At 48.0% G+C, this 13,184-nt stretch carries 13 protein-coding genes; 7 read left to right on the top strand and 6 right to left on the bottom strand.

Annotated elements, in window-relative coordinates:
* Positions 1–10 precede the first annotated feature (10 nt).
* The 4 genes from IC230_RS18960 to IC230_RS18975 all read right to left on the bottom strand — a co-directional run bounded on the left by IC230_RS18960 (position 11) and on the right by IC230_RS18975 (position 4,556).
* The gene (locus IC230_RS18960) at positions 11–1,327 is read right to left on the bottom strand and encodes a sensor histidine kinase (RefSeq protein ID WP_191040621.1); all 1,317 of its coding nucleotides are present in this window, start codon (positions 1,325–1,327) and stop codon (positions 11–13) included.
* A complete protein-coding gene (locus tag IC230_RS18965; protein ID WP_191040622.1) occupies positions 1,324–1,995 on the bottom strand; it encodes a response regulator transcription factor in 672 nt (223 codons plus the stop codon). Before IC230_RS18965 ends, IC230_RS18960 begins: the two co-directional genes overlap by 4 nt.
* Positions 1,996–2,101: 106 nt before the next feature.
* On the bottom strand, positions 2,102–2,908 hold the full coding sequence (locus IC230_RS18970) for a hypothetical protein (RefSeq protein ID WP_191040623.1): 807 nt from the start codon (positions 2,906–2,908) through the stop codon (positions 2,102–2,104).
* Between the two features lie 97 nt (positions 2,909–3,005).
* Positions 3,006–4,556, bottom strand: a complete 1,551-nt coding sequence (locus tag IC230_RS18975) for a S8 family serine peptidase (protein WP_191040624.1) — start codon at positions 4,554–4,556, stop codon at positions 3,006–3,008.
* Between the two features lie 134 nt (positions 4,557–4,690).
* Between IC230_RS18975 and IC230_RS18980 the strand changes: the two genes are divergently transcribed.
* The gene (locus IC230_RS18980) at positions 4,691–5,986 is read left to right on the top strand and encodes an aminopeptidase P family protein (protein WP_191040625.1); all 1,296 of its coding nucleotides are present in this window, start codon (positions 4,691–4,693) and stop codon (positions 5,984–5,986) included.
* 92 nt (positions 5,987–6,078) lie between these two features.
* Here IC230_RS18980 and IC230_RS18985 read toward each other — a convergent pair whose 3' ends face one another.
* Positions 6,079–6,699 carry a TetR/AcrR family transcriptional regulator gene (locus tag IC230_RS18985; protein ID WP_191040864.1) on the bottom strand — a complete coding sequence of 207 codons (621 nt, stop codon included), beginning with the start codon at positions 6,697–6,699 and terminating at the stop codon, positions 6,079–6,081.
* Between the two features lie 401 nt (positions 6,700–7,100).
* Positions 7,101–7,541: a WapI family immunity protein gene (locus tag IC230_RS18990; RefSeq protein ID WP_191040626.1), complete on the bottom strand. Its 441-nt coding sequence runs from the start codon at positions 7,539–7,541 to the stop codon at positions 7,101–7,103.
* A gap of 311 nt (positions 7,542–7,852) precedes the next feature.
* Here IC230_RS18990 and IC230_RS18995 point away from each other — a divergent pair, with 311 nt between their 5' ends.
* From IC230_RS18995 to nspC, 6 genes are all read left to right on the top strand, one after another.
* Positions 7,853–9,067, top strand: a complete 1,215-nt coding sequence (locus IC230_RS18995; protein ID WP_191040627.1) for a saccharopine dehydrogenase family protein — start codon at positions 7,853–7,855, stop codon at positions 9,065–9,067.
* An 88-nt stretch (positions 9,068–9,155) separates the two neighbouring features.
* Positions 9,156–9,932: a hypothetical protein gene (locus IC230_RS19000; RefSeq protein WP_191040628.1), complete on the top strand. Its 777-nt coding sequence runs from the start codon at positions 9,156–9,158 to the stop codon at positions 9,930–9,932.
* Positions 9,933–9,994: 62 nt separating this feature from the next.
* A complete protein-coding gene (locus IC230_RS19005) occupies positions 9,995–10,822 on the top strand; it encodes an energy transducer TonB (protein ID WP_191040629.1) in 828 nt (275 codons plus the stop codon).
* A gap of 148 nt (positions 10,823–10,970) precedes the next feature.
* Positions 10,971–11,375 carry an energy transducer TonB gene (locus IC230_RS19010; RefSeq protein WP_223860718.1) on the top strand — a complete coding sequence of 135 codons (405 nt, stop codon included), beginning with the start codon at positions 10,971–10,973 and terminating at the stop codon, positions 11,373–11,375.
* A gap of 71 nt (positions 11,376–11,446) precedes the next feature.
* Positions 11,447–11,872 (top strand): energy transducer TonB, encoded by a 426-nt coding sequence (locus IC230_RS19015; protein WP_191040631.1) that lies wholly within the window; start codon positions 11,447–11,449, stop codon positions 11,870–11,872.
* Between the two features lie 73 nt (positions 11,873–11,945).
* Positions 11,946–13,094: a carboxynorspermidine decarboxylase gene (gene nspC / locus IC230_RS19020; RefSeq protein ID WP_191040632.1), complete on the top strand. Its 1,149-nt coding sequence runs from the start codon at positions 11,946–11,948 to the stop codon at positions 13,092–13,094.
* The last annotated feature ends 90 nt before the right edge of the window (positions 13,095–13,184 follow it).

Below are 13,184 nucleotides of genomic sequence, written 5' to 3' on the forward strand. Positions count from 1 at the left end.
TTGTTTAGTTTTAAAAATTGGGAGAAATGGGTAAATTTAACGTACTGGTAAAGGTATAGTCCTGCCAGTCGAGACGTAACGTTCCACCAAGAATGGTTGTTAAGCGGTGGCTGATCCAGAGGCCGAGTCCATGTCCTTCACGAAATGGATCAGCCTGAAAATAAGGCTGCATGAGGTTTAGTGTAGGCCCCGTTTCGCGAAGGGTCTGATTTTGCACGATGATGACACACGTTTCTGCCTGTTGATACGTAACAATTACATCACTTCCTGAAACCGCGTATTTAATCGCATTTTCGAGCAAATTCAGCAGAATGTGTTCCAGTTTAGCGGCATCGACAAGCAGCGGAAGTACGCATTCTCCTCCCCCATCCGTTCGGATCTTAACGTCATAGTCAGCCGCAACAGCTGTCAAGAAACCCGCGCATTTTTTTATTAATGATGAAAGATCCGTTGGCGTCGGTTTAACTAATAATAAGCCTTCATCCGGCCGGCTCAGGGTGAGAAATTCTTCGAGCAACCGCGTCAGTCGGCTCACTTCGTCCAGTTGCCCTGTCAGAAACGGCGTCGTTCGTTCGTCGACCTGGTCACTACCGATCGTAACCTCAAGGCCGGTTTTCATGACGGCTAAAGGGGTTCGAAGTTCATGCGCTGCGGCTCCGAAAAAATTACGCTGCAATTCGACGCTTTCCCGAATTCGCCCCAGCATCCGATTTAATGTATCGGTCAGTTGGTACAATTCATCACGGCTTTCGGGCAATGGAATGGGATCGATGAACGACGTATCGTTAATTTCGTTGGCCCGGCTTACAATCTGCTGAATCGGTTTCAATAACCAGCCAGCCACTACGTATCCGCCCCCAAAAGCCAGCACTACACTCAACAGCCAGCCCAAGCCAAATACCCACCTCAATCGCTGGATATCCTGTCGTAAACTGGCATCGGGTACGGCTAGCGTCAGGCTTACGTCGCCAGTTGGTAGTTGATCGCTTGTAGTATGCGTCGTTACAGACCGATACGACTGCTCCAGAGTATTCTTTTCCCGAATACCTCCATCTTTGTCAGGAAAACCGGGACTTCGAAATAACTCTCTATTATGACCGTAAGCCCGATACGTTACCCGCATGCGTTCTGTATCGGTAGGCAACGGCAAGATGACCGGATCGACACTGACCAGTGACAATAACCAGTCGGCGCGGGTCTGGATTGTTCGATCGAACGCGTTTTGCAAACTGACCTCTGCACGGGATAACATCAGCCAACCCGCCAGCAAGCTGATACTGGCAAATACCGCCGTTACGGCCAGCACGATCCGACTCCGCAGACTCATGTCGTTTTGAGCCGATAGCCGCGGCCAATAAGCGTTTCAATCAGACCTGTTGTGCCGATGGCATCGAGTTTTTTCCGGAGCTGGTAAATATGAACCTCAATGACGTTACTGCCCATATCGTAATCGGCAGACCATACCTTTTCGGCAATTTCGTTTTTCGTAATTAACTGCCCCGCCCGGCGCATCAGTAATTCAAGCAACGCAAATTCCCGATTCGTCAGCTCCAGCGTTACGTTGTTTTTTAAGACCGCATGCGAGACAAGCTGCATTTCTAAATCAGCGACACGCAGTACGACATTATCACTGGTAGTGGTACGTCGTTGCAGTACCCGGATTCGAGCCAGCAACTCATTGAAATCAAACGGTTTTCGCAAGTAATCGACCGCACCTAAATCCAGTCCCTGTACAACTTTTTCCGGATCGCTCAAGGCCGATAGGATCATGACGGGCACCATTAGCCCGAACGCGCGAAGGTTTTGCAACACCTCGAAGCCAGTCTGGCCGGGCAGCATCAGGTCGAGCAGGACGAGGTCATACAAGCCCCCCGCCAGATGATCAAGCCCTTCAGAACCGGAATGCGTTAAGTCAGCTACGTGTCCGTTCTGCTCCAGTCCTTGTTTAATAAACCGGGCTAGTTTACGCTCATCTTCAATAACCAGAATTTTCAAGAGCTATCTAGGGTTTTGGATTCGACCGGTAACCTGGACAGCCACATCCGGGTGTGAATGCTATTATTCCACACCCGGATGTGGCTGTCCAGGTTACCGTCATTGATTATCGAACAAGGTATTGCTGGCCGTTGATTGTCAACACGGAAGCTCGTAGGATGTTTACTTTCTCCAGCTGAACCTGCCCTTCGTTAAGAATCTTTGGGTAGCCCTGTACCGTAATGGCACTGCCTTTTTTAGCCAAATCGGTTAGCTGGTACGCTACGTGAGGGGGAATGCTGACAATCGTTTTGTCATCCAGTACCAATCCACTAACGCGGCCTTCCCGATTCAGTCGATAATCGGCAATTTTTCCGGTTACAGTAGCCAGTGCTGGGGTTTCGGGTGTCGAGGTTCTAGGCGTTGGCGGGGCATCATAGATCGTTGTTTTGCCGGCTGTCAGGCTGTTCATGCGAAAACGGGTTTCACCCTGTGGCGTTGTTTCCGCAAAACCCGTTACGTTCACGCTACTGCCCGACCGAATGGCTTTTTGTACCTGTTGCCCCAGATGTGCTGGAAATTTCACCGTCGTAGCGGCACCCGAACTGCCAGTAAGCGTGAAGCCATCAAGAACGGCATCGTCATTTCCGGTCCACTGGCCAACCGTGCCCGAAACAGTTGTTAACGAAGTTAATCCGTTTGCTTGTTTTCGACCGGGACCCTGTTCACGGTCAGAACCACCGGGCTTAGGACCCTGTTTTCCTGGTCGACCTCCCGGACCACCCAGTGGTGGAGCATCTGGTCGATCAGGGGCATTCAGGGCTATTGGTGGAGCCGGTTCAGTTGAGCTAGTCTGATTTTGTGCATGAGCCAGAGGAGACGCTAACGTAGCGACCAGCATAGCGACAGCGATTAATTTTGCATTGGTTTCCATAGTCAGTTGTTGTTTACTGTTGATTACGGAAGCAAAACTACACTCGCCATCTAAGGCCCATCTGAAACGGAAATTAATTTTTCTTCATACCAAAGCCTTACTCCCAAATCACTTCAATCACTTCTTTCTTCAAATCGACGGTAGTTTGTTTCTCGTCATTCGACCGACGCAACGTTACCTTACCATTCGCCACTTTAGCTGCTTCCTGCTGCATTACGTGGATTGCATCTTTTTTATGAAAAACCGATACAACGGCTTCGGTTGTTTCGATCGGCAACGTAAAGGTTTTACCCGTAGCTTTCACCGACCGGGCTGTGGCAGGCAATTCCTGATGTTTCAGTAGCGCCAACGCCCGCGACGCCTGCGGTACGCCATAGCCAACGTAGTTATTGCCGTAGGGATACAAATGCGACGACTTCTCGATAACCTCCATTATTTGCTTATTCGTCAACTTCGGATTGGCCTGCATTAAACAGGCAGCAAACCCCGTAATAACGGGTGCCGATAAGGACGTACCATACAGGGAGAAACACGATACGTTCGGTTTCAAATACGGCAGATTTTCCGGCCCAATGCTACTGTACCCGATACGATTCCAGAGCCGGGAATTTGTTGCTCCAATGGCCAGAACACCCTGCGCGTCGGCCGGGGTACTGATAATCCGCCATGAACGATCTTCCCCTTCATTTCCGGCTGATACAATAATCAAAATTCCTTTTTTATCGGCCGCAATCTGAGCCGCCCGACTGATAAGACTCGTGTGTCCGTCCATCTGGCTGGGCTCGTAATTGTCTTTCGGATTACTCATGCCCTTCGCGTATCCAAGTGACGTATTGATGAGCCGAACTCCCAGGCTATCCATCCATTCCATGGCCGCGACCCAGTTATCTTCTTCGCCCCGGTATTCACGGTTTCCCTGATCAGTTCGTGCCAGGTAGAACGTAGCATCGGTAGCCAGTCCAAACTGTAGATTTTCGGTTGGATCGTTTCCGGCAATAGCAGCCAGTACCTCCGTTCCGTGGAGGTCTGACGTAGTTTCGAGTGTACGTAGCAGTTCACTATGCGTCTTTTTTTCATTGACATAATCGCGAACCTGCTTGACCCCATTGCGCACGAATACGTGCTTGAGCGCATTGGCAGAGTCGGCGCCAAAAAATCCAGCATCAATTACACCGATAGTTACGAACCGACCTGTCAGGCCCGCTTGTGCAAAGTCGTTTGCCTGGATCTGCGTCATCACAGGGGCAAGTTTCGGATTGGTTGAGTGAGGGGCGGGCTGTTCAGCACTGTCGGGTGAACCAATCGACGTAATGACAATAGCCGGGTCAATTGCCCGAATGTCTTTGACAAACGGCATCGTTCGAACCTGAGCGTACTGCTGCGCCGTCAGCCGGGCCGATACGGCATTGAGCCAGCGCGACTGGCAAATGGGTTTTACATCAGCCTGCTGCAACTGACTAAGATACGCTACGGTCACCGGTTGGTCCGTTTCATCAACCGGCAGATTCAAACTTTGTCGCTGGCTTAAGGCTTTGGACGATAGAGCAGGAGCTGAGTTTTTGTCTTTATCGCGGAGTAAAATCCAATATTTGGGTTGTGCCTGTATCGAAAAAGCCAGCAGGCAAAGGAACGCAGTCAGTCGAATCATAATCGTTCAATTAGAAAAAAGTAGGCCCTTTCCCGAGGTTGTATAAAAGGCTAACCATGAAACGCTCAGAAACTAGTACGGTTTTGAGTTTCTTTGCAAAATTAATCAGAAACATAGCCCCAACGGCCTGCTTTATGCGTTATTTACCGATCGACAACCAGCTATTTAGTCAAAACCGGCAGCGGCTCACGAATCTACTCAAGCCCAAATCGTTAGTCGTTGTGAATGCCAATGATATTATGCCCACCAATGCCGATGGCACAATGGGGTTTCGGCAGAACAACGACCTTTTCTATCTAACGGGCGTCGATCAGGAAGAAACCCGTTTAGTACTGTTCCCTGAGCATCCAGACCCGAAGTTTCGCGAAATTTTGTTTCTACGCGAAACCAGTGAGCTGATCGAAATTTGGGAAGGCCACAAGCTGACGAAGACCGAAGCCGAGCAAACAACGGGCATACCCCAAAAGCAGATTTACTGGACCCATCAGTTCGAGCAGGTGTTTATACAACTGGTGTTTGAAGCCGATTATGTCTATTTGAACACCAATGAGCACACCCGTGCGGGAATTGAGGTTCAAACGCAGGACGCTCGTTATATTGTCGAGTTCCGTCAAAAATATCCACTGCATCACCTGGAACGGCTTGCTCCGCTTATGCATTATCTGCGAGCCATTAAACAACCCATGGAAATACCCCTCATTCAAACCGCTATTGACATCACCAATAAAATGTTCCGGCGGTTGTTAGGGTTCATTAAACCTGGCGTCTGGGAATACGAGATCGAAGCGGAGATGATGCACGAATTTATTAAAAATCGTTCGCGCGGAGCTGCCTATACCCCGATCATTGCCTCAGGTGCTAATGCCTGCGTACTGCATTACATCGATAATAGTCAGCAATGTCAGGATGGCGACGTAATTCTGCTGGACATCGGCGCTGAATACGCCAATTATAATGCCGACATGACCCGTTCGGTTCCGGTAAACGGCCGGTTCACAACCCGTCAGCGGGCCGTTTATGATGCCGTACTACGGGTGATGAACGAAGCGAAGCAAATGCTACGCCCCGGCAATCTCTGGGATGATTACCACCGTGAAGTAGGTAAAGTGATGGAGTCGGAACTGATTGGACTTGGTTTACTGGACCGTGACAAAGTGGCGAATCAAGACCTGGATGCTCCTCTGTATAAAAAGTACTTCATGCACGGCACGTCGCATTTTCTGGGGCTCGACGTTCACGATGTTGGGAATAAATACCGGAAAATGGAACCCGGTATGGTTTTTACGGTTGAGCCGGGCATCTACATTCGGGAAGAGAAACTTGGCATTCGCCTGGAAAACAACGTAGTGATCACGGAATCAGGCAATACAGATCTGATGGCAAATATCCCTGTTGAAGCCGATGAAATTGAGGAATTGATGAATAAATAGCCCGTGGGGTACTACGTAGTGATATCAGGTTTTCGAATTCCACACCGGCGGTCTGGCTGACACCACTACGTAGTACCCCATTTATCTAAATTCTAAACTGTTTCTGCTTTCTTTGATTTTTCGCGTTCGAGCGCAATGTTCAGGCTGGAATAGATCCGACGGATTGCGGTTTCTAAACGCTCCCAACCCGCGTCAGAACGCAGGTCAATATCGCCAATATGATCGCGCTGCGCACTGGTCAGCACGATATTTGTAACAGCAGCTACCATCAGGCTGGTGATTGCCATTGGGTCAAATTCAGAGTAAGGGGCTAATTTGCTAACCAGATTTTTGTACGACTGATCCCGGAAATCGGCCAGACGACGAGCCAGTTCTGTCTCACCGTGCGTCATCTCCCAACGAATCAGTTCCTGCGACGGTTTACGGGTCCGAAACTCGCGCATAAACTGGATGGTATATTCCGACCAAACTTTACTACGGTTCTCAGGCGGTAAGTTATTGGGGACTGATTCCAGAAATTTCTCATTAAACATCGACAGAAAGAAACCGCGATGTACATAGGCTTCCAGTAGCCCATTCCATCCACCAAAGTACCGATAGATGAGAACCTTATTCACCCCAGCACGCTCCGCAACGGCATTGATGCCTGCTTTTTCCGTACCACGTTCAGCCATTACGTCGCCCATGGCTCGTAAAATACGCTCCATAGTCATCTGGCGATTTCTACGCTTGACCACTTTCATACTGCTTGGTTGTTTTTGTTTAAGAGGAATCAGTAACTTTTTTCCGGGTTAGGCTATCCATACAAGTCGCCTATCCAATTGCTGTAGATACAAATATGGTAATAACAGGGATGCTATCAAAAAAGGATCGGCTAAAAAAAACAAAAAAAAATCGAAATAGTGATTTACTCGATAATGAAATCTATTGATTATTAAATAGTTGTACAACTAATATAACATTTTCCACAATCAGTATATTAAATCATTTTATCTAACGGAATAATTTTCAATCAAAAAGATTTTACTATAACTGATCTGGCCTTTTGTCCGGATGCAAACTATGAAGTTTGCATCCGGACAAAAGGCCAGATCAGTTATAGCACTCGTTTATTCTACCGCTCTGGGTAATTATCTATTTGCCCTGACAATTCCTGAATAGCTTCCTGTAATTGATTGCGACTCAGAAGAATATCCATTTCCATCGGAAAATCAGGATAAGCGTGCCAGGAAGGGGTTAGAGAACGATCGAGTTGAATCTGAAGGCGATACTTATCGTTAGGCAGTGCTTTAGCTTCCACGCTCAAACCTGGCTCAGAAAAGGTAAAGTCCACATAAGTAGTTGCTCTGTTCCAAAGCGAGCGTAGTCCACTTAGTAGCCGCTTAACTTCCCATGTATGCAATGGAGCCGACTGCGTATCCGTCTTTTGCCGCCAGAAGGTCGAGAACCGGCATTGCAACAGGTTGCGATCCCGCCAGGTTTTAGTAGTCTTTCCATAACCTAAGATCGCTAATTCAAACGAGTCTAATGAACCAGAAGAGGATACAAATTTCATAGCGGGGATTTTTCGGGAGTGAGCAATATGTCTACTTAACAAATATAGTAAACAATTGTTGGAAAACTATCTTGGATAATTAACAATTTTCTCAGTATCAGCCACTTTAATGTATAAATAGCGCATAAATCGTAATACAGATTGATTTCAGCATAAAACCAATATTAACCCTCGGAAAAACTTATTTTATACCATGATTTTATCCGGTCGCAACCTACCACACATTTCATAACACGAACTTTACCTGTCTACTTATCGACATTCCTTATCTTTGCGCCCGAAAAAATCCATAAACGCTTAAATTTAATTAGATGGCAAACGTGCTCATTATTGGGGCCGGTGGAGTTGGCAGCGTCGTTGCACACAAATGCGCAATGAACAGTCATGTCTTTACAACTATTATGCTGGCCAGTCGCACTAAGGCAAAGTGCGACCGGATTGCTGCAGAAATTCAGGAAATGCATGGCGTAGCGATTCAGACGGCGCAGGTAGACGCCGACGTAGTAGCCGATATGGTTGCGCTGATCCGATCATTTCAGCCAGTGCTGGTCATCAACGTAGCACTCCCCTATCAGGACCTGCCCATTATGGACGCCTGTCTGGAGGCTGGTGTGCACTATATGGATACGGCCAACTACGAGCCCAAAGACGTTGCCAAATTTGAGTATAGCTGGCAGTGGGCCTACAAAGAGCGCTTTGAACAGGCGGGATTGATGGCGCTGCTGGGCTGTGGCTTTGATCCAGGCGCTACGCAGGTATTCACGGCCTACGCGAATAAACACCACTTCGACCGAATGGATTACCTGGATATTGTCGACTGCAATGCGGGTAACCACGGAAAGGCTTTTGCCACCAATTTCAACCCTGAAATCAATATTCGGGAGATTACCCAACCGGGTCGCTATTGGGAAAACGGCGAGTGGATCGAGATTCCGGCGATGAGTATTCATAAGCCCATTGATTACCCAGGCATTGGCCCTCGTGAGTCGTATGTGTTATACCACGAAGAACTGGAATCGTTGGTGAAAAATTTTCCGACGCTGAAACGGGCGCGCTTCTGGATGACGTTTGGGCAAGCGTATTTAACCCATCTGGAAGTGCTTCAGAACGTGGGCATGACGCGTATCGATGCGGTCAAGTTTCAGGGAATGGACATCATCCCGCTCGAATTTCTGAAAGCCGTTCTCCCTGCGCCGGATAGCCTCGGGGAAAACTACACGGGTCAAACCAGCATTGGTTGCCAGATTAAGGGGGTAAAAGATGGTGATGAACGTACCTATTTCATCTGGAACAACTGCGACCACGCAGAAACGTACCGTGAAGTACGCGGTCAGGCGGTCAGTTATACGACTGGCGTACCGGCTATGATCGGGGCGATGTTAATGCTAACGGGCGTCTGGATGAAACCGGGCGTCTGGAACTGTGAGGAACTTGATCCCGACCCGTTTATTGAGCAAATGAATAAGCAGGGACTGCCGGTTAACGAACGAATCAATATTCCATTGCCACACGAGTATCCGGCCTGAATAAAGCCCAATCAAAACAAGAATCCCGCTACGTGACATAGCGGGATTTTTCGTTATTTAGCTGATTATCCGGCAAAACCACATTGACATGAAATCTTTATCTGTAGCGCTCTTGTTGTCCATAACGTTAGTCCACTTGTTTGCCCAGACTGTGGATTCAACGAAAACGCGTCCAGTATCTCAACCCAACCTGAATGACCAACGTAACGGTTACGAAATTTATCAATCGACCGGCCAGATCATCGGGGCAAGCCCTTACACCATGATCAATACCATCGATAATCGCTATGAGGGTTTGCGAGGGAGCCCTTATTTTCTACCCGAATGGAATAAAGGCCAGATTGAAATGATAGCCGGGCAGAACTACAAAGACGTACCGATTAAGTTTGACGCTTACCGACAGCATCTGATTTTACTACGCACCCGGGTTAGCAGCGACTCAATTATCGTGAACGCCGATCAGGTAAAGTCATTTCAATTTGCCACCAATGATGGGCAGTTTTACGTATTCCGTCGATATCCGACCGCCAAAACAGCCGATGGGAGCCTAAGAGAAGGTTATTTTCTGGTCCTCTATCAGAGAAAGTCAGCGCTGTTGAAACGAATCGTGAAAACGTTACGAAAAGCCGATTACAAAAACCCGTATTCAAGCGACACCCGGTACGATGAATTCCGAACTGTCGTTTCTTATTATCTGCTTAAACCCGACCAGAGACTGGTTAAAGTGAAGCTCTCGGATAAAACCCTCGAAGACGCACTCGGTGACCATAAAGACGAATTAAAAGCCTTTGTTAAACAAGAAAATCTGTCGTTTAAAAACGAAAATGATGCCATTCAACTGGTGAAAAAATACGACAGTTTGTAATTTTTTTATGGAATCAGGCAAGGTTAGCCATCCATGTGGTACTAATCAAACTACGTGTGGCCATGCTTCGCTCTACTGCTTCTACAACCGTCGCGCTGAGTTACGACGACATTATCTTTCAAACCCGAAACCGAGCCTATGGCGCTTTCGAACTGCGCCAACAGTACCGACCGACGCTTACCCGCGCTTTGTGGCTGGGCATCGGTTTATTTTTGTTGGGGCTGGCATCGCCAACCTTTTACGCACGAATGTGGCCCAGCGATTCCGCAGATGCCAGCCAGTTTATGGAAGAGGCAACGTTAACGAAAGTTGATCAACCTGACGAACCACCCGTACCTCTACCGCCTGTTGAGCAGGCGCCGACTGTCAGTACGGTTCGCAACCCGCCACTTGTCGTTATGCCGGAGGTCGACGTAGTGGAGGATCATCTTCCGCCTACCACCGACCAATTGCAGCAGGCTACGTCTGGCGCCGAAACCGCAGAAGGTACTGGCGATTTAGAGGCTATTATTGCTCCCGAATCATCAGGTCCAACCATTCAGGAAAAAGCGCTTGAGATTGTAGCAAAACCCGAAGAGGTATTTATTTTAGTTGAACAACAGCCGGAGTTTCCAGGCGGCATGGATGCTTTACGGACCTTTTTAAATAACAACCTAAAGTATCCTAGAGCAGCGACTTCCGCAGGCATTTCAGGCCGGGTTTTCATCAGCTTTGTGGTGAATACCGATGGTAGTCTGACCGATTTACAGGTGCTGAAAGGGATTGGCTTTGGCTGCGATGAAGAAGCCATCCGGGTTATGCAGAAGATGCCACACTGGCGTCCGGGAAAACAGTCGGGTCGGGCTGTTCGAGTAAAATTCAATTTACCGATTTCATTTACGCTGGAATAGAGTTTTATGGAAAATCGGGGTGAAGCGCACCTATTGACTGTAGCATTAACCTTGGTCGCTTATGCACACATTGTCTCCCGCAAAATCCAGCTCCTCTCAGCATTGTCAACTAGCAATTCTACATTTCGCAAAGAGAATTACCAGCCTATTGCTATTAACTGAACCGGTTTTTGCGCAAGACAACGTTAAGAATCTTCTCTTAATCGAACCCGATAAGACGGTTTATACAATTGTTGAAAAGCAACCTGAATTTCCGGGCGGGATGCGAGCGATGGAAAACTATTTACTAACGACAGTCCGCTATCCAGCCGAAGCCAAAAAGGCGGGTATTATTGGACGCGTATTTGTTTCCTTTATCGTGGAAATAGATGGTCGTATTACAGGTGTCGAGCGCTTGAACGGGCTTGGCTTTGGTTGCGACGAGGAAGCCATTCGCGTCATCAACGCCATGCCCCGCTGGACACCCGGTAGCCAGTCAGGAAGGCCGTTACGGGTTAAATACCGTTTGCCCGTTTTATTTGGAATCGATTATCCAGAGCGTAAAGGCCACTAGTTTTGTCTATTCAGTTGGCATTAACCTGGAACAACCCTTAGCTTTAGTAACTATATTAAAAAAGCCAATCTATGATAAAGCGACTTGTCACATTACTAAGCTTATTCTTACTTTTCCTGTATAGTACTGCGCAAGCCCAATCACACGGAAATTCTGCTACTGTTGTCGTTACCATAAATGATTCGATAGTTCCGCAAACCACAACAGAGCCTGAGTTTCCGGGAGGTTCTGGCGCTCTAAACAACTATTTGCAACAAAACGTAACGTATCCGGAAGCAGCGTCACAAGCACAAATCAGCGGACGGGTATTCGTATCTTACGTAATTGACACTGTCGGGCATGTGACAGATGTGAAAATTTTGAAAGGGATCGGTTACGGTTGCGATGAGGAGGCATTACGTGTTGTGCGGGCAATGCCTTCCTGGAAACCAGGTACACAATCGGGTAAAGCCATACCGGTGAGATATAATATTCCAATTCGCTTTCCTGTCAAGTAAGTTTATAGTCCGAAACCCGCCAGCGAACGTACCAGAGTTAGGCGTATGCCCCGAAAGGCTTTACCTTTGCGGCATGAATACGAATCTGCTGCAAAACCTTGAAACGATTCCCTCCCCTTGCTTTGTGCTGGAAGAAGCCAAACTTCGCCGAAATCTGGAACTGATTGATTCCGTACAAAAGGCGGCTGGGGTAACCATTATTCTGGCACTGAAAGGCTTTTCGATGTATAGTGCATTTCCGCTCGTACGCGAATACCTCAGCGGAGCCACGGCCAGTTCGCTCAACGAAATCAAACTTGTCAATGACTATATGGGCGTGAAAGCGCATACCTACATTCCCGCATACCGCGACGATGAGTTCGACGAGGTTGTGGAACGTAGCAGTCATCTGACGTTCAACTCCTGGAATCAATGGGAGCGATTTAAGGATCGTGTTGCCAGTAAATCGGTTTCCTGTGGTATTCGGGTTAACCCGCAATATTCAGAAGTTGCCACGGATATGTACAATCCCTGTGTACCCGGTTCGCGGCTGGGCGCAACCCGTGATCAGCTGCCCGATCAGTTACCAGCCGGTATAGAAGGCATTCATTTTCATACCCTTTGTGAGAATGACTCGTTCACGCTCGAACGAACGCTCAACGCCCTCGAAAGCCGCTTTGGCGATCTGTTGCATCAGGTCAAATGGGTCAATTTCGGCGGAGGACATCTGATGACGCGTGAAGGGTATGATACCAACCACCTGATTAATTTGCTAACTGCTTTCCGGCAGAAATACAACGTAGATGTTATTCTGGAACCGGGTTCCGCCATTGCGTGGCAAACGGGGGTGCTGGTGTCAACCGTGTTAGATGTACTCGACAGTCAGGGCATTCACGTAGCTATTCTAGATACATCCTTTGCCGCGCACATGCCTGATACGCTGGAAATGCCGTATAAGCCGCGCATCCTACATTCTTACCATGAACCCGTTGCCGATAAACCAACGTACCGTCTGGGTGGCATGACTTGTCTCGCAGGTGATTTCATGGGCGATTATTCCTTCGATAAACCGCTGAACATCGGCGACAAGATTGTATTTGATGACATGATACACTACACGATGGTGAAAACCACTACGTTCAACGGGGTTAATCTGCCAAGTATCGGAATCTGGAAAGCGGACGAATCCTTTCAGCTGATCAAAACGTACGGATACGACAGTTTCAAGGATCGGCTGAGTTAATATCAATACGTAGATAAACAAAAAAACCTGCATGCAACACGGCCCGCAGGTTTTTCAAAGACAGCTAAAGGTGTACTGCTCTAGGCAAAT

The sequence above is a fragment of the Spirosoma validum genome (genome assembly GCF_014699035.1).
Lineage (GTDB): Bacteria > Bacteroidota > Bacteroidia > Cytophagales > Spirosomataceae > Spirosoma > Spirosoma validum.